The sequence below is a fragment of the Candidatus Symbiopectobacterium sp. NZEC127 genome (assembly GCF_025962675.1).
Taxonomy (GTDB): Bacteria; Pseudomonadota; Gammaproteobacteria; order Enterobacterales; family Enterobacteriaceae; genus Symbiopectobacterium.
Window position 1 is genome coordinate 447,932 of record NZ_JAGFPG010000003.1, and the last position, 17,026, is coordinate 464,957.

At 55.3% G+C, this 17,026-nt stretch carries 11 protein-coding genes; 8 read left to right on the forward strand and 3 right to left on the reverse strand.

The genetic code is table 11. The features are described from left to right. Positions 1–20 precede the first annotated feature (20 nt). From glnE to J5069_RS15425, 4 genes are all read left to right on the forward strand, one after another. A complete protein-coding gene (gene glnE / locus J5069_RS15410; RefSeq protein WP_264644707.1) occupies positions 21–2,888 on the forward strand; it encodes a bifunctional [glutamate--ammonia ligase]-adenylyl-L-tyrosine phosphorylase/[glutamate--ammonia-ligase] adenylyltransferase in 2,868 nt (955 codons plus the stop codon). An 85-nt stretch (positions 2,889–2,973) separates the two neighbouring features. Continuing rightward, positions 2,974–4,407 carry a bifunctional D-glycero-beta-D-manno-heptose-7-phosphate kinase/D-glycero-beta-D-manno-heptose 1-phosphate adenylyltransferase HldE gene (gene hldE / locus J5069_RS15415; protein ID WP_264644708.1) on the forward strand — a complete coding sequence of 478 codons (1,434 nt, stop codon included), beginning with the start codon at positions 2,974–2,976 and terminating at the stop codon, positions 4,405–4,407. 26 nt (positions 4,408–4,433) lie between these two features. Next, the gene (gene ligA / locus J5069_RS15420; RefSeq protein ID WP_264644709.1) at positions 4,434–6,464 is read left to right on the forward strand and encodes an NAD-dependent DNA ligase LigA; all 2,031 of its coding nucleotides are present in this window, start codon (positions 4,434–4,436) and stop codon (positions 6,462–6,464) included. A 3-nt stretch (positions 6,465–6,467) separates the two neighbouring features. After that, positions 6,468–6,683: a DUF3820 family protein gene (locus tag J5069_RS15425; RefSeq protein ID WP_222158046.1), complete on the forward strand. Its 216-nt coding sequence runs from the start codon at positions 6,468–6,470 to the stop codon at positions 6,681–6,683. 42 nt (positions 6,684–6,725) lie between these two features. On the opposite strand, the gene J5069_RS15430 is transcribed toward J5069_RS15425, so the two are convergent. From J5069_RS15430 to garD, 3 genes are all read right to left on the reverse strand, one after another. After that, a complete protein-coding gene (locus J5069_RS15430) occupies positions 6,726–7,073 on the reverse strand; it encodes a FlxA-like family protein (RefSeq protein WP_264628479.1) in 348 nt (115 codons plus the stop codon). 256 nt (positions 7,074–7,329) lie between these two features. Then, the gene (locus tag J5069_RS15435; RefSeq protein WP_264644710.1) at positions 7,330–8,865 is read right to left on the reverse strand and encodes a methyl-accepting chemotaxis protein; all 1,536 of its coding nucleotides are present in this window, start codon (positions 8,863–8,865) and stop codon (positions 7,330–7,332) included. A 540-nt stretch (positions 8,866–9,405) separates the two neighbouring features. Continuing rightward, positions 9,406–10,980, reverse strand: a complete 1,575-nt coding sequence (gene garD, locus J5069_RS15440; RefSeq protein WP_264644711.1) for a galactarate dehydratase — start codon at positions 10,978–10,980, stop codon at positions 9,406–9,408. Between the two features lie 561 nt (positions 10,981–11,541). On the opposite strand from garD, the gene J5069_RS15445 reads away from it, so the two are divergent. The 4 genes from J5069_RS15445 (at position 11,542) to garL (ending at position 17,005) form a co-directional block, all read left to right on the forward strand. Next, positions 11,542–12,891 (forward strand): MFS transporter, encoded by a 1,350-nt coding sequence (locus J5069_RS15445; RefSeq protein WP_264644712.1) that lies wholly within the window; start codon positions 11,542–11,544, stop codon positions 12,889–12,891. 507 nt (positions 12,892–13,398) lie between these two features. After that, positions 13,399–14,739: an enolase C-terminal domain-like protein gene (locus tag J5069_RS15450; RefSeq protein ID WP_413542238.1), complete on the forward strand. Its 1,341-nt coding sequence runs from the start codon at positions 13,399–13,401 to the stop codon at positions 14,737–14,739. Between the two features lie 90 nt (positions 14,740–14,829). Further along, positions 14,830–16,170: a glucarate dehydratase gene (gene gudD, locus J5069_RS15455; RefSeq protein WP_264644713.1), complete on the forward strand. Its 1,341-nt coding sequence runs from the start codon at positions 14,830–14,832 to the stop codon at positions 16,168–16,170. Between the two features lie 55 nt (positions 16,171–16,225). Continuing rightward, positions 16,226–17,005, forward strand: a complete 780-nt coding sequence (gene garL, locus J5069_RS15460; protein WP_195312217.1) for a 2-dehydro-3-deoxyglucarate aldolase — start codon at positions 16,226–16,228, stop codon at positions 17,003–17,005. Positions 17,006–17,026 lie beyond the last annotated feature (21 nt).

Here is a 17,026-nt window from a genome sequence, read left to right on the forward strand (position 1 = left end):
GGGATTATCTGGGAGTTGCCATGTCGAATTCGCCCTTCTCCTCTGCGTTGCCGCCGCTGCTGGCGGAGCAGGCGCAGCGTGTGTTATCCCGCCTGCAAGAGACCATGACGCTCCCCGCGTCCATCGCGTCAGAGGATCTGGCCGTATTGGCCTCCAGTGACTTTGTCAGCGAGGCGCTGGCGCGCTACCCCGACTGGTGGGAGGCATTGCACCAGCAGTCGCCGCAGCCGGAGGAGTGGCAACACTACGGGCAATGGCTGGCACAGGCGCTGGAGGAGGTAGGCGATGAGGCGACGCTGATGCGCGTGTTGCGTGAGTTTCGTCGCCGGATGCTGGTGCGTATTGCCTGGTCGCAGGCGCTCGCCACCAGCACCACGCCGCAAACGCTGCGTCAACTGAGCGAATTGGCCGAGACATTGATTGTGGCGGCGCGCGGCTGGCTGTATGACGCTTGCTGCCGCGAGTGGGGCACGCCCAGTAACGCGCAAGGAGAGCCGCAGCCACTGCTGATATTGGGCATGGGCAAGCTGGGGGGCGGTGAGCTGAACTTCTCCTCTGATATCGACCTGATTTTTGTCTATCCGGAAAACGGCCAAACGCGCGGGGGACGGCGCGAGCTGGATAACGGGCAATTCTTTACCCGGCTCGGGCAGCGTCTGATTAAAGCGCTGGATCAGATGACCGTGGACGGCTTTGTCTACCGTGTCGATATGCGTTTACGGCCGTTTGGCGACAGCGGTCCGCTGGTGCTCAGTTTCGCCGCGATGGAAGAGTATTATCAGGAGCAGGGGCGCGATTGGGAACGCTATGCGATGGTGAAAGCGCGTCTGATGGGCGGCATGGAGGATGCCTACAGCCAGGAGCTGCGCGCGCTGCTGCGCCCGTTTGTGTTCCGCCGCTACATCGATTTCAGCGTGATCCAATCGCTGCGTAACATGAAGGGCATGATTGCCCGCGAAGTGCGGCGACGCGACCTGCGTAACAACATCAAGCTGGGCGCGGGCGGTATTCGCGAAATTGAGTTTATCACCCAGGTTTTCCAACTGATCCGCGGTGGACGTGAACCGGGGCTGCAAGGCCGGGAACTGCTGCCGACGTTGCAGCACACCGGTAGCCTAGGCCTGCTCTCGCCGCAGCAGGTGGACGAACTGAGCAATGCCTATCTGTTTTTGCGGCGGCTGGAAAACCTGTTGCAGGCGATTGCCGATGAGCAGACGCAAACCTTGCCGCAAGAGGCGTTGAATCAGCAGCGTCTGGCGTGGGGCATGGGGTTTAATGGTTGGGATACACTGTATGATGCCTTACAAAACCATATGCTGGCGGTGCGCCGGGTGTTTAACGACCTGATTGGCGATGATGCGCAGGACGGGCAGGATGCACCGGAGTGCAGCGGTTACAACAGCGTATGGTTGGACGCGCCCGATGAGGTAGATATGGGCGCGTTGATGCCGACGCTCAGCGACGGTGCGCGTAATGCGTTGCTGCGCGCCATCACCGATTTTCGTCATGATTTGGTCAAACGCACCATTGGCCCACGCGGGCGTGATGTGCTCGATCACCTTATGCCGCTGCTGCTGGCTGAAGTGTGTGCTCACAAGCAGGCGGAACATATTTTGCCGCGCCTGACGCCGTTGTTGCTCGGCATCGTGACGCGCACCACCTATCTGGAGCTGTTGCTGGAATCGCGCCCCGCGTTGATTCAATTGGTACGCCTGTGCGCCGCGTCGCCGATGGTGGCGAGCCAGTTGGCGCGTTATCCGCTGCTGCTGGATGAACTGCTCGACCCGGCGACGCTCTATCACCCGCTCGCGCCGGAAGCCTATCACGATGAACTGCGCCAATACCTGATGCGCGTGCCAGAGGAAGACGAAGAGCAGCAACTGGAAGCGGTGCGGCAGTTCAAACAGGCGCAGCAGTTGCGCATTGCCGCAGGCGACATCGCGGGCGTGCTGCCGGTGATGAAAGTGAGCGATCACTTAACCTATCTGGCGGAAGCCATCATCGCCGCCGTGGTGCAACAAGCCTGGACGCAAATGGTGGCGCGCTATGGGCAACCGACGCATCTGCACCAGCGCGAAGGACGCGGCTTTGCGGTGATTGGTTACGGCAAACTGGGCGGCTGGGAGTTGGGCTACAGCTCCGATCTCGATCTGGTGTTTCTGCTGGACTGTCCGGATGAGGTAATGACCGACGGTGAACGCAGTATCGATGGCCGCCAGTTCTACCTCCGTCTGGCGCAGCGTGTGATGCACCTGTTTAGCACGCGTACCTCATCGGGCATCCTGTACGAGGTTGATGCCCGCCTGCGCCCGTCTGGAGCGGCGGGAATGCTGGTCAGCACCGTCGGCGCTTTCGGCGATTATCAACAACATGAAGCCTGGACCTGGGAACATCAGGCGCTGGTGCGTGCGCGCATGGTGTATGGCGAGCATGGCGTACAGGCGCAGTTTGAGGCGATACGGCGTCAGATTTTATGTCAGGAACGGGAACCGGAGACGCTGCGAGCAGAAGTGCGCGAAATGCGCGAGAAGATGCGCCAGCATCTGGCCAATAAAGACCCTGCGCTGTTTGATCTCAAAACCGACGAGGGCGGTATCACCGATATCGAATTTATCGTGCAGTATCTGGTGCTACGTTATGCGGCACAAGAGCCGCGTCTGACACGCTGGTCTGATAACGTGCGGATTCTGGAACTGATGGCCCAGAGCGGCGTGATGGACGAGGAAGAAGCGCGGGCTTTGACGCTGGCATATATCACCCTGCGCGACGAGTTGCACCATCTGGCGTTGCAGGAACAGTCGGCTCGTGTCAGCGTTGAAAGCTTTTTGACCGAGCGTCAACAGGTGAAAACCAGCTGGGAAAAATGGCTCGGTGCCGGGGCACAGTAGGCAACGAATGTTGTTTCGAAGGGCTGCGGGGGCTGTGCTATTATCGCGGCCAACTGTATGACAAAAAACATCTTGGAGTAGGTGCATGAAAGTTTCATTACCTGATTTTCGTCAGGCTGGCGTGCTGGTGGTTGGGGATGTGATGCTGGATCGCTACTGGTACGGCCCTACCAGCCGTATTTCGCCAGAAGCGCCTGTACCGGTAGTCAAAGTCGATACCATTGAAGAACGTCCCGGCGGTGCTGCCAACGTTGCCATGAATATTGCGGCGCTGGGTGCCAACTCCCGTCTGGTCGGGCTGACGGGCATTGATGACGCCGCGCGCGCGCTGAGCGCCAAGCTGAGCGACGTGAACGTCAAATGTGATTTTGTTTCGGTGCCGACGCACCCGACCATCACCAAGCTGCGCGTGCTGTCGCGCAACCAGCAGTTGATTCGCCTGGATTTCGAAGAAGGCTTTGACGGGGTTGATCCGCAGCCGATGTTGGAGCGTATTGCCCAGGCGTTGCCGAAAATCGGCGCGCTGGTGCTGTCTGACTACGCAAAAGGCGCACTGGCCCATGTGCAGGCGATGATCCAAACCGCCAACGCGGCGGGCGTGCCGGTACTGATTGACCCGAAAGGGACCGATTTTGCGCGCTATCGCGGTGCCACCTTGCTGACCCCGAACCTGTCCGAGTTCGAAGCGGTTGCCGGACGCAGTAAAACCGAAGAAGAGCTGGTGGCGCGCGGCGAGAAAATGATTGCCGATTTTGCCCTTTCCGCCCTGCTGATCACCCGTTCCGAACAGGGTATGACGCTGCTTCAGCCGGGCAAAGCGCCGCTGAATCTGCCGACGCAGGCGCAGGAAGTCTACGATGTGACCGGCGCGGGCGATACCGTGATTGGCGTATTGGCGGCGGCGCTGGCGGCGGGCAATTCACTGGAAGATGCCTGTTTCCTGGCAAACGCCGCGGCCGGTGTGGTAGTGGGCAAGTTGGGAACCTCTACCGTTACGCCCATCGAGCTGGAAAATGCCATTCGTGGCCGCGCTGACAGCGGTTTTGGTGCGATGGATGAAGCGCAACTGAAAGCAGCCGTCGCGCAGGCGCGTCTGCGCGGTGAAAAAATTGTCATGACCAACGGCGTGTTCGATATTCTGCATGCCGGTCACGTCTCTTATCTGGCGAACGCGCGCAAACTGGGCGATCGCTTGATTGTGGCGGTAAACAGCGATGACTCCACCAGCCGCTTAAAAGGCCCTACGCGTCCGGTCAATGCCCTGGCGCAACGTATGGCGGTGTTAAGTGCGCTCGGCGCAGTGGACTGGGTGGTGCCGTTTGAAGAAGATACTCCGCAGCGCCTGATCGCTGGCATTCTGCCGGATATTCTGGTCAAAGGCGGTGACTACAAGCCGGAAGATATCGCTGGCAGTAAAGAAGTGTGGGCCAACGGTGGTGACGTACAGGTGCTGAACTTTGAAGATGGCTGTTCTACCACTAACATTATTAATGCCATCAAAGCGAATACGCCGCGATAAACCAAAAGAGTACGGGTAACCATCCAGTGACAGTTGAACATCTGACATCGCGTGTGGCTGAGCTGCACGCGCAATTGCGCCACCACGAATACCTCTATCACGTTGAAGATGCGCCGGAAATTCCCGACGTGGAATACGATCGCCTGATGAATGAGCTTAAGGCGATCGAAGCGGATCATCCTGAGCTGATTACGTCGGATTCACCGACGCAGCGCGTTGGTGCGGCACCGTTATCGGCGTTCGACACCGTGCGCCATGAGGTGCCAATGCTGTCGTTGGATAATGTGTTCGATGATGAAAGCTATCTGGCGTTCTACAAACGCGTGCAGGATCGCCTGAAAAGCGGTGAGGAACTGACCTTCTGCTGTGAGCTGAAGCTCGATGGGTTGGCGGTAAGCCTGCTGTATGAAAACGGCCTGTTGGTGCAGGCGGCCACGCGCGGCGATGGCAGTACTGGGGAAAACATTACCGCCAATATCCGTACCATCGCTGCCATTCCGCTGCGGTTGCACGGTGACAACATTCCTGCACGCGTAGAAGTGCGCGGCGAAGTGTTTATGAAACACCGCGGCTTTGAAAAGATGAATGATGAAGCGCGACGTACCGGCGGCAAGATTTTTGCCAATCCGCGCAATGCGGCAGCGGGATCGTTGCGTCAGCTCGATCCGCGTATTACGGCCAAACGTCCCCTGACCTTTTTCTGCTACGGCGTTGGCCTATTGGAAGGCGGAACTCTGCCAGACAGCCATTTGGCACGCCTGAAGCAATTTAAAGCCTGGGGATTGCCGGTCAGCGATCGTATTCGTTTATGCACTGGCAGTGCGGACGTGCTGGCATTTTATCGTCAGGTAGAACAGGAACGCGCTACGCTCGGCTTCGATATTGACGGCGTGGTGGTCAAAGTTGACGATCTGGCATTGCAAGAGCGACTCGGGTTTGTGGCGCGCGCGCCGCGCTGGGCGGTAGCCTTTAAATTCCCGGCGCAGGAACAACTGACCTGGCTGCACGGCGTTGATTTCCAGGTAGGGCGCACCGGTGCCATTACGCCGGTGGCGCGCCTTGAGCCGGTTGCCGTTGCCGGGGTGATGGTAAGCAATGCCACCTTGCACAACCGCGATGAAATTGAACGTCTTGGCATCCAGATTGGCGATCGCGTTATCGTGCGCCGCGCAGGCGATGTGATTCCGCAGATTGTTGGCGTGGTGGAAGCAGAGCGACCTGCCGATGCGCGTCCTATCGATTTTCCTGAGCAATGCCCAGTGTGCGGTTCCGACGTGGAGCGCGTTGAAGGGGAAGTCGTGACGCGCTGTACCGGCGGCTTGATTTGTGGTGCTCAGCGTAAGGAAGCGTTAAAGCACTTTGTTTCCCGCCGTGCGCTGGACGTGGAAGGCATGGGCGACAAAGTTATCGATCAACTGGTGGAAAAAGAGTACGTCAAAACGCCTGCCGACCTGTTCACCCTCACGGCTGGCATCCTGACCGGGCTGGATCGTATGGGGCCGAAATCGGCGCAGAATCTGGTCAATGCGCTGCAAAAAGCCAAATTTACCACCTTTGCCCGTTTCCTGTTTGCGTTGGGTATTCGTGACGTGGGCGAAGCGACGGCGGCCAACCTGGCGCAGCATTTTGCCACGCTGGAGAACCTGTTAGCGGCGGATGAAGACGCGCTGCTGGAGGTGGCGGATGTGGGACCGGTGGTGGCGAAGCATGTGCGCCATTTCTTGCAGGAAGCGCACAATCAGCAAGTGATTCGCGAGCTTATCGATCCTGAGGGCATCAATATTCACTGGCCGGCAATCGAAAAGGTGGATGTCGCCACGCTCGATAACCCGTTTGCCGGCAAGACCATTGTGCTGACGGGGTCGCTGAGCCAGCTATCCCGTGATGAAGCCAAGGATCGCCTGACGGCGTTGGGGGCGAAAGTGAGCGGCAGCGTGTCCAAGAAAACCGATATGGTGATTGCCGGGGAAGCGGCGGGCTCCAAGCTGGCCAAAGCACAAGAACTGAATATCCCGGTGATTGATGAAGCTGAGATGATCCGCCTGCTCGGAGTCTGACCGATGGAAAAAGAGGATTTGATCGCTATTGCCACCCAACAGATGCCGTTTGGCAAGTATCAGGGCCGTGTACTGATCGATTTGCCCGAGGAGTATTTGCTGTGGTTTGCCCGCAAGGATTCGTTTCCCAAAGGGCGGCTGGGCGATTTGATGCAACTGACGCTGACTATCAAGATTGAAGGGCTGCAAGGGCTGGTAACGCCGCTCAAGCAGCGTTAGAAGCAGCACCGCGCTTGCGGTGCTGCGCGTGTGACTAAACGGCTACACGTAGATGTTGATTTTATTCTCTGCGGTTGGCTTGTTAACGCCTTCCTCTTTGGCAGTAGACGTGGATACCGCCTGCTGCTGTTTACTCTCCGATGACTCGTTCTGCAACTGGGCAATTTGCGCTTGAAGTGCCTGAATCTGTGACTGAATCAATTGCTGCTGCTTTTGCAGGCTGGCTTTTTCTTCATCCGTAGAGGCTTTCTCTGCGGAGGAAGAGAGCTCTTTGGACTGCTGCGTCAGCTTTTGAATCTGCTGATTGAGACGGGAAATTTGCTGCTCGTTGCTTGAACCTGAACTCGCGCTGCTGCTCGTAGCAGACGACACTGCGCTGATACTGGTCATTTTTTCTCCTTGTCATTGCGGCACTGAGTGTGCCCATAGAGTATCGACGTCTATCTCCCCTTGCTTCACAGGCTTTTTGTTTGGATACAGAACGATAGGATCAGGTTTGTTACAGTAAATGTAACCAAATATGTTTTTGCCGGTTTGGACGACAAAATGAGGGGATTTGGGCGAAAAATAAAGAAGGGGGAGGTGGGCGCACGGCGAGGGAATTATCCTTATTCCCGGCCGTATGCTGACGATAAAACGCGGTTAATCAACTGCCATACACATTGATGGCGTTGGTGAGTCGCTGAGCCTGACGGTTTAAACTTTCTGCCGTATCAGTCGATTGCACCACCATTTCGGTATTGCTTTGGGTCATGATTTCGATTTGGGCGATGGATTGGTTAATCAATCCCAACGCCTGCGTTTGCTCTTGCGTGGCGTTGCTGATCTCTTTGATCATGGTAGAGACTTGCAGCACTTCGCTGACGATATCCGCAATGTGTTTGCCCGCGTTTTCCACCATTTTACCGCCTGACTCCACGCTTGCGACGTTGGCATCGATCAGCGTTTTGATCTCTTTGGCGGCGGATGCGGAGTGTTGGGCCAGGTTGCGTACTTCGGCAGCGACCACGGCAAAACCGCGCCCTTGCACACCCGCTCTAGCGGCTTCTACCGCCGCGTTGAGTGCGAGGATATTGGTTTGAAACGCAATGCTGTCGATCACGCCGATAATATCGACGATCTTATCGCTCGCCTTGGAGATGGATTCCATCATACCAATGGTTTCGCCCATGATATCACCGCCTTTTTGCGCCGTTTGGCTGGCAGCTTCCGCCATGCCGGTGGCCTGAATCGCGGTTTCGGCGCTTTGCTGTACCGCAACGGTGATTTCTTCAATCGCAGCAGCAGTTTGTTGCAGGTTGGCTGAGGTCTCTTCGGTACGGGCATTGAGTGATGCATTGTTCTCTGTCAGGCGCTGACTCACGTCGGTCATGCCTTGCACCTGCGTACCAACGTCATCCACCAGCGAGTGAAGATTGAGGCCAAACTGGTTAATGGAACGCATCAACAGGCCTATCTCATCCACGCGGTTAAAATGAACGTGTGATGTCTTGCGCCCGGAAACCACATTCTGCGCTTGTCTCTGCATGGTTTTCAGCGGGCGACTGATTTGGCTTTGTAAAAAGGCATCCATCAATAGAAACAGGATGACCGCCGCCAGCGCTGACCAGACCGGATCGAGGCCGAGATAGGCGAGCAGAACGGGTGCCAGCGCCGCGATAAACAGCGGGCAACGGATGCGCCAGCGCACGGAGATTTTTTGCAGCACGGAGAGCGGGGAAAATAACCCGGTGCGAACCACCAATCCCTTATAAAAAGCGCGGCTGCCTGCCTGCTTTTGCTGTACGGCTTCGTACAGGGGTTCGACAAATTTGATCTCTTCCGCGCTGGGCGTGTTGCGCACGGAAATATAGCCGCTCAACTGATTGTTATGATAAACCGGCGTGACGTTGGCGCGAACCCAGTAATGGTCGCCGTTTTTACGTCGGTTTTTTACCAGCCCGGTCCAGCTATCGCCTTGTTGCAGGGTGTACCACATATCGGCAAACGCTTCGACGGGCATATCAGGGTGACGCACCACGTTGTGGGGCTGGGTGATAAGTTCATCTTCGGCGTAACCGCTGACGCGGATAAACGCGGAGTTGGCGTAGGTAATGTAACTTTGAGTATCAGTGGTGGACATCAAGGTTGTGTCCACGTCCAACAGATACTCCTGTTGCGTAACAGGCGTATTGACCCTCATTTGGAACCCCTGGTGCAATTATGGTGCTGTGTTAATAAATTCACGCCCGGTTAAAGGCATGCAAAATTAAAGGTTATTAATTTATGTCACTGCTCTAATGATCATAAAAATGTAATAACTTCACACTGATGACGTTTGCCACGTCACTGTGGGCGCGGGGTGCAACAATCCCGCGTTCGAATTTGAACACGAAGACATCAGAGCGTGTAAATTTATGATGTTGCTGAGGATGCTGTCAATTCATTCGTTTTTAAATAGCACTTTTTTAAATATAAAACCCAGTGAATATAATGAGTTAAAACATCCGGTTATAATAATTTCATGTGAAAGTATAGGATGGAATGAAAGGCTGAGTTGTTACCGTGGTTTGCAAATTTGTTCAAATTTGTAAATAAAATGAGGGCGCTATTCGTGGGAAAAATCTTATAATCCCTCGAAAGGGTTACAGGATAAACAGAAACAATGAGTGAACCATAGAATAAAAAAATAAACGCCGGGCAAGAATAAATCACCCGGCGGAATTTAAAAAAAGGTTATTTATCAAGTTACAGGCGCGGGATTGAATACCGCCAGTGCGTTGTGCAGGCCCCATTGATCTGACCAGGTTTTCTTTCTTCCGCTGGCAATATCAAGGATAAAATGGAACAGTTCCCAGCCAACCTGTTCGATGGTGGCATCGCCGGTGGCGATCGTGCCTGCATTGATGTCCATCAAATCATGCCATCTTTCCGCTAATGCGGTGCGGGTCGCCATTTTGATCACGGGCACGGCTAACAGGCCATACGGTGTGCCGCGACCAGTGGTGAAGACCTGCACGGTAATGCCTGAGGCTAACTGCTGGGTGCCACACACAAAATCGCTGGCTGGCGTTGCCGCGTAGATCAACCCGCGTTTGGTCGGGCGCTGCCCCGGAGAGAGCACTTCGGAAATGGCGCTTTGGCCCGATTTGGCGATGGAGCCGAGCGCTTTTTCGACCACGTTCGCCAGCCCGCCCTTTTTATTGCCGGGGGAGGGATTGGCGCTGCGATCGGTTTTACCGGTATCCAGATAATTGTCATACCAGGCCATCTCTTCAAGCAGACGACGACCCACTTCTTCGGTCGCGGCGCGCGGGGTGAGAAGGTGGATGGCATCGCGCACTTCGGTGACTTCCGAGAACATCACGGTAGCGCCACAGCGCACCAGCAAGTCTGAGGCATAACCCACCGCCGGGTTGGCTGTTACGCCGGAGAAGGCATCGCTGCCCCCGCACTGCATTCCCACCACCAGCTCAGAAGCCGGGCAGGTTTCCCGACGGCGCAGGTTGAGGCGTTGCAGGTGGCGATCCGCCATGGTGAGAATGTCATCGACCATCGACTGGAACCCCACATGATGCTCATCTTGCAAACGCACAATGCTGGTGTCATCCAGCGAGATGGCGTGCACATCGGGAGTGCCTTCCAGCAGACGTTCAGGTTGCAATTTTTCGCAGCCCAGTCCGACGATCAGCACTTCGCCGCCAAAATTGGGGTTCAACGCCAGATTGTGGATGGTACGAATGGGAACCACAGCGGCAGGCGCGTTAATGGCAACGCCGCAGCCGTAGAGATGGTTCAACGCCACCACACCGTCGACATTTGGATAACGGGGCAGCAGATCGCGTTCGATCAGTTTCACCACGTAGTCAACCACGCCTGCGACGCAGTGCACGCTGGTGGTGATGCCGAGCAGGTTTTTACTGCCCACGCTGCCATCGGGATTGCGATAACCCTCGAAGGTATAGCCTTCCAGCGGCGGTAACGGCGCGGGCACTTTGGTCGCCAGCGGCAGGGTGTCCAGCGGTGGTGCATCCGGTAATTCAACCAGAGATTCATCAATCCAACTGCCACGGGCAATCGGTCTTATTGCATAACCAATAATTTCGCCGTAACGAATAATGGCCTCTGCACTATTAATGTCACTCAGGGCAACTTTATGCCCTTGAGGAACATGTTCAATTAATTCAAGCCCGTCCGAAAAGCGGGTGCCAGCACGTAATCCATTATTATTGACGACAATAGCAACATTATCGGATTCGTGGACTTTAATATAAAGCGGTTTTTCCAGTGTGGAATCTGTCACTTTTTTATCTGACATGATGTAAGCCTTTATTCTCGATCTGTAAAATAACGTTCGTTACTATCGTTGTCGGCTAATTCTTCATTGCTCGTGAACGAGTATAAAGCCCCCACTCTGGGGTTGCATTATGCAAGTGACCTATTTTTTGCCGTCAATCCCGTTTTTTCTGTGGCGTTAGGACAAGAAGAGGTGAGTGCTATCACATATCGTCTCGTGAGGGTTATCGGGGGCGCGTGAGGAGGTTGTCAGCGATGTGACGCACCGCGCGAATCGCCGATTTTCGTGAAACACCTCCCAGTCGATAGGGCAACTGCACCAACATATTTAAAAAACGATTTTCAATGTTGTGCCTTTCGCTAGTGAGCCTGCAATTGACGGAATTTATAATCTTCTGGCGAGTGAATGATTCGGTTAACTATTCCAAAGTGACAACACTGAAGCGTTCGCAATATAAAGCCTAAAGGCTAAACAAGTAGTGATTTACCACACTTTCATTCTGATAACCCTACGGCATTTTGTTTCCAGGAATGCGTTATTGAGAATGAATGAACTAACCGTGATCGACAGCAGGAGTTCATCATGAATACAGTAAGCTCAGCAGCTGGCGCTATACAAAAGAGAACAAACGCCCGCTACTGGATTGTCGTGATGTTATTTATAGTCACGTCATTTAACTATGGCGACCGCGCCACCATCTCGATTGCTGGCTCCGCCATGTCCAAGGAAATTGGCCTGGATGCCGTGGGGATGGGGTATATTTTCTCTGCATTCTCTTGGGCCTATGTGATCGGCCAGATCCCCGGCGGCTGGCTGCTTGACCGTTTTGGTTCCAAACGCGTTTACTTCTGGAGTATTTTCACCTGGTCACTGTTCACCTTGCTGCAAGGCTTTGTTGACTTGTTCCAGGGGTCGGCCATCGTAGTCTCCTTGTTTGCACTGCGCTTTATGGTTGGCCTGTGCGAATCGCCCTCTTTCCCCGGTAACAGTCGTATCGTTGCTGCCTGGTTCCCGGCGCAAGAGCGTGGCACTGCCGTGGCGATCTTCAACTCTGCACAGTACTTTGCGACCGTGATCTTCGCCCCCATTATGGGCTGGCTGGTGCATGCGGTGGGTTGGGCGCACGTGTTCTGGTTCATGGGAGGTTTCGGTATTCTGATAAGCTTCCTGTGGCTGAAAATGATCCACGATCCAAAAGATCACCCTGGTATGAATCAGGCGGAGCTGGATTACATCGAAGCCGGTGGTGCACTGATCAATATGGACGCGGCGGCCAACAAAGCCAAAGTGCCTGGTAAAGAGAAGTGGTTCCAGATCAAGCAATTGTTGGGCTCTCGCATGATGATGGGGGTCTATCTCGGCCAGTACTGCATTAACGCATTGACCTACTTCTTTATCACCTGGTTCCCGGTGTATCTGGTACAGGCCAGAGGCATGTCCATTCTCAAAGCCGGTTTTGTTGCCTCGGTGCCGGCCATTTGCGGTTTCGTCGGCGGGGTGTTGGGCGGGGTGATCTCCGACTACCTGATGCGTCGTACCCAAAACCTGACGCTGGCGCGTAAAACGCCTATCGTGCTGGGTATGCTGCTCTCCATGTCGATGGTTATCTGTAACTATGTATCGACGGAGTGGGTGGTTATCGCGGTGATGGCGCTGGCGTTCTTCGGTAAAGGCATCGGCGCGCTCGGTTGGGCGGTGATGGCGGATACGGCACCGAAAGAGATCAGCGGTTTGAGCGGCGGTCTGTTTAATATGTTTGGTAATATTTCCGGTATCGTCACCCCCATTGCGATTGGTTATATTATTGGCATGACCGGTTCCTTTAACGGTGGCCTGATTTATGTGGGTATCCACGCGGCAGTGGCTATTATCAGCTACCTGTTTATTGTGCAGGATATCAAGCGTATCGAATTGAAACCTTTCAAAGGGTAATATATTCAGCAGGTCAGGCGAATAACGCCTGACCTGTACCGCTTCGGGCGCAATGTCCGCTCTGCGCGTTACGAGCACGCCCTGTGTGCTTAACCCCGTTACGTTACCTCCCATTTTACTCTTATCACCCACCTTATTTTTACGCGTATCTTTTGCTTCCTCTGGTTTCACTGTTTTTTGTTTTAGAAAAAATGAAATAATAACGACTGCGGCGATTAACCTATTCGCCTGCGCTATTTTTCACGTGCGTTAATCATTGGCGGTGTGCCATTTTTCATTTCCACTTCACATAAACGCTAATTTCGTGAATGACTTCGCAATGCGTTGTGCCGAGTTACCATTTAATCATTATCCTGAGACAAAATGTTGTGCACTCGCCCAATGAGCCGGCGCATGTCAGTCATTATAATTTGATGCAGTAGAGCAACGACGGTGCGCGGAGATACGTTGCCCTGTAGTGAGAATTTGTCTCTTCCGCGCTGACACTGACCTCGGCTGGAACACACGATGATAAATAACACCCAGAGTACCCCGGTCATTACCGACATGAAGGTTATCCCGGTTGCCGGCTATGACAGCATGCTGTTGAACATTGGCGGCGCACACGGTGCCTATTTCACGCGCAACCTGGTGGTGTTGACCGACAGCGCGGGCCACACCGGTGTGGGCGAAGCACCGGGCGGCGAGGTAATTTACCGCACGCTGGTCGATGCGATCCCCCGTGTGAAAGGTGAACAGATTGCGCGGATGAACCGTCTGGTGCATGACGTGCACACCGGTAACCAATCCTCTGATTTTGATGCCTTCGGCAAAGGGGCCTGGACGTTTGAACTGCGGGTCAACGCCGTGGCGGCGCTGGAAGCCGCGCTGCTGGATTTACAAGGGCAGTTTCTGGGCGTGCCGGTTGCCGAGCTGCTTGGGCCGGGCAAACAGCGTGATGAAGTCACGGTGCTGGGCTACCTGTTCTACATCGGCGATCGCACTAAAACAGATCTGCCTTATCTGCCGGGGGAAACCGGCAAGCACGAGTGGTATCACCTGCGCCATCAGGCGGCAATGGACAGCGACGCCATTGTGCGGTTGGCTGAAGCGTCTGCCGATCGTTACGGTTTCAAAGATTTCAAACTGAAAGGTGGGGTACTGCCGGGCGAACAAGAGATTGAGTCGGTGAAGGCGCTGAAAAAACGCTTCCCGGATGCCCGCATCACCGTCGATCCCAACGGTGCCTGGCTGCTGGATGAGGCCATCCGTTTGTGCAAAGGCATGAACGGCATTCTGACCTATGCCGAAGATCCCTGTGGGGCTGAACAAGGTTTCTCTGGCCGTGAGGTGATGGCGGAGTTCCGTCGCGCCACCGGCCTGCCAGTGGCAACCAACATGATCGCTACCAACTGGCGTGAAATGAACCATGCCGTGATGCTGCAAGCCGTGGACATCCCGTTGGCGGACCCGCATTTCTGGACCATGCACGGTGCGGTGCGCGTCGCGCAACTGTGTAACGATTGGGGCCTGACCTGGGGCTGCCACTCCAATAACCATTTTGACGTGTCACTCGCCATGTTTACCCACGTTGGCGCGGCCGCTCCGGGCAACCCTACCGCGATTGATACCCACTGGATTTGGCAGGAAGGGCAGCATCTGACCAAAGAGCCGCTACAGATCGTCAACGGCAAGATTGCCGTACCCGAGCGTCCAGGGCTGGGGGTTGAGCTGGATATGGTGCAAGTGATGAAGGCCCATGAGTTACACAAAAAACTGCCCAGCGGCGCGCGCAATGATGCGGCGGCCATGCAGTACCTGATTCCCGGCTGGACATTCGATCGCAAGCGTCCCGTTTTCGGTCGTTAATAAACGGGCCTGCGCAACGGGCAGGCAAACGCTTTAGTAAAGCAAGCTTATCAAGACAGCTACCGAAAGACAGACTAAAAGGATAACAACATGACCCTACAACAATCCACACCGGTGATTACCCACATGCAAGTCATCCCCGTCGCGGGACACGACAGCATGTTGCTGAACCTGAGCGGGGCGCATGCGCCTTACTTCACGCGTAATATCGTGATTCTGAAAGATAACTCAGGTCATACCGGTGTGGGTGAAATTCCCGGTGGCGAGAAGATTCGCCAAACGCTGGAAGAGGCGTCGGTTTTGGTGATCGGTAAAACGCTGGGCGAATATAAGAACGTCATGAATGCCGTGCGTAACCAGTTTGCCGATCGCGATGCTTCCGGTCGCGGGCTGCAAACCTTCGATCTGCGTACCACCATTCACGTGGTCACCGGGATTGAAGCCGCCATGCTCGACCTGCTGGGCCAGTTCCTCAACGTGCCGGTTGCCGCCCTGCTGGGTGATGGTCAACAGCGTGACGCTGTAGAAATGCTCGGTTATCTGTTCTATGTCGGCGATCGTACCAAAACGGACCTGCCGTATCAGAGCCAGCCGGATGAGAAATGCGACTGGTATCGCCTGCGTCATGAAGAAGCGCTGACCCCTGAGTCGATAGTGCGTTTGGCGGAAGCCGCCTATGAAAAATACGGTTTCAATGATTTCAAACTGAAAGGCGGCGTGCTGGCCGGTAGCGAAGAGGCGGAAGCGGTTACCGCGCTGTCCAAACGTTTCCCGCAGGCGCGTATCACCCTCGATCCCAACGGTGCCTGGTCACTGGAAGAGGCCATTCGCCTTGGCAAGCAACTGCGCGGCGTGCTGGCGTACGCGGAAGATCCGTGCGGTGCAGAGCAGGGCTTCTCTGGCCGCGAAGTGATGGCGGAGTTCCGCCGCGCGACCGGCTTGCCGACGGCCACCAACATGATCGCCACTGACTGGCGTCAGATGGGACACACTATCTCTCTGCAATCGGTCGATATCCCGCTGGCGGACCCGCACTTCTGGACCATGCAAGGTTCGGTACGTGTGGCGCAGATGTGCCATGAGTGGGGCTTGACCTGGGGCTCGCACTCCAACAACCATTTCGATATCTCGCTCGCCATGTTCACCCACGTCGGTGCTGCCGCACCGGGTAAAATTGCCGCGCTTGATACGCACTGGATTTGGCAGGAAGGCAACCAGCGCATCACCAAAGAGCCACTGAAAATTGTCGGCGGTATGATTGAAGTGCCGAAGAAACCGGGTCTGGGCATTGAGCTCGACATGGATCAGGTGATGAAAGCGCACGAGCTGTACAAAAACATGGGGCTGGGCGCACGTGACGATGCGGTTGGCATGCAGTACCTCATTCCTGGTTGGACGTTCGATAACAAACGCCCCTGCCTGGTTCGTTAATTCACGCTGTACGCCGCCTCATCCGGGGCGGCGCGATAAAGAGTAAGGATAAAACATGAAGACGCCATTGTTGCCAAATCGGTTTCGCCAGGAGTTAACCGAGGGAAAAACCCTGATCGGTTGCTGGTGTGCGTTGGCTAACCCCATTTCTACCGAAGTGCTGGGTCTGGCCGGGTTTGACTGGCTGGTGCTGGACGGAGAGCATGCACCGAACGACATCAGCACCTTTATTCCTCAGCTGATGGCGCTGAAAGGCAGCCACAGTGCGCCGGTGGTACGCCCGCCCTGCAATGAGCCAGTCATCATCAAACGTCTGCTGGATATCGGTTTCTATAACTTCCTGATCCCGTTTGTGGAAACCGAAGAAGAAGCGGTGCGCGCGGTGGCGTCTACGCGTTATCCCCCTGCCGGTATTCGCGGTGTCTCTGTCGGTCATCGCAGCAATGCTTTTGGTACCGAACCCAACTATTTCGCCACCATCAACGACAACATCACGGTGTTGGTGCAGATCGAAACCCAGGAAGGTGTCGACAACCTGGATGCCATCGCGGCGGTCGACGGTGTGGACGGTATTTTCGTTGGACCGGGCGATCTCTCTGCGGCACTGGGCTATCTGGGGCAACCAAATCACCCGGAAGTGCAGAAAGTCATCCGTCATATTTTTGAGCGTGCGGCAGCGCACGGCAAACCGAGCGGCATTTTGGCACCGGTTGAAGCGGATGCGCGCCGTTACCTGGAGTGGGGTGCCAGCTTTGTTGCCGTTGGCAGCGATCTGGGCGTGTTCCGTGGTGCCACTGCGGCGCTGTGTGACAAATTCAAAAAATCATTTGAATAAATCCGGGCCAGTCAGGCCATT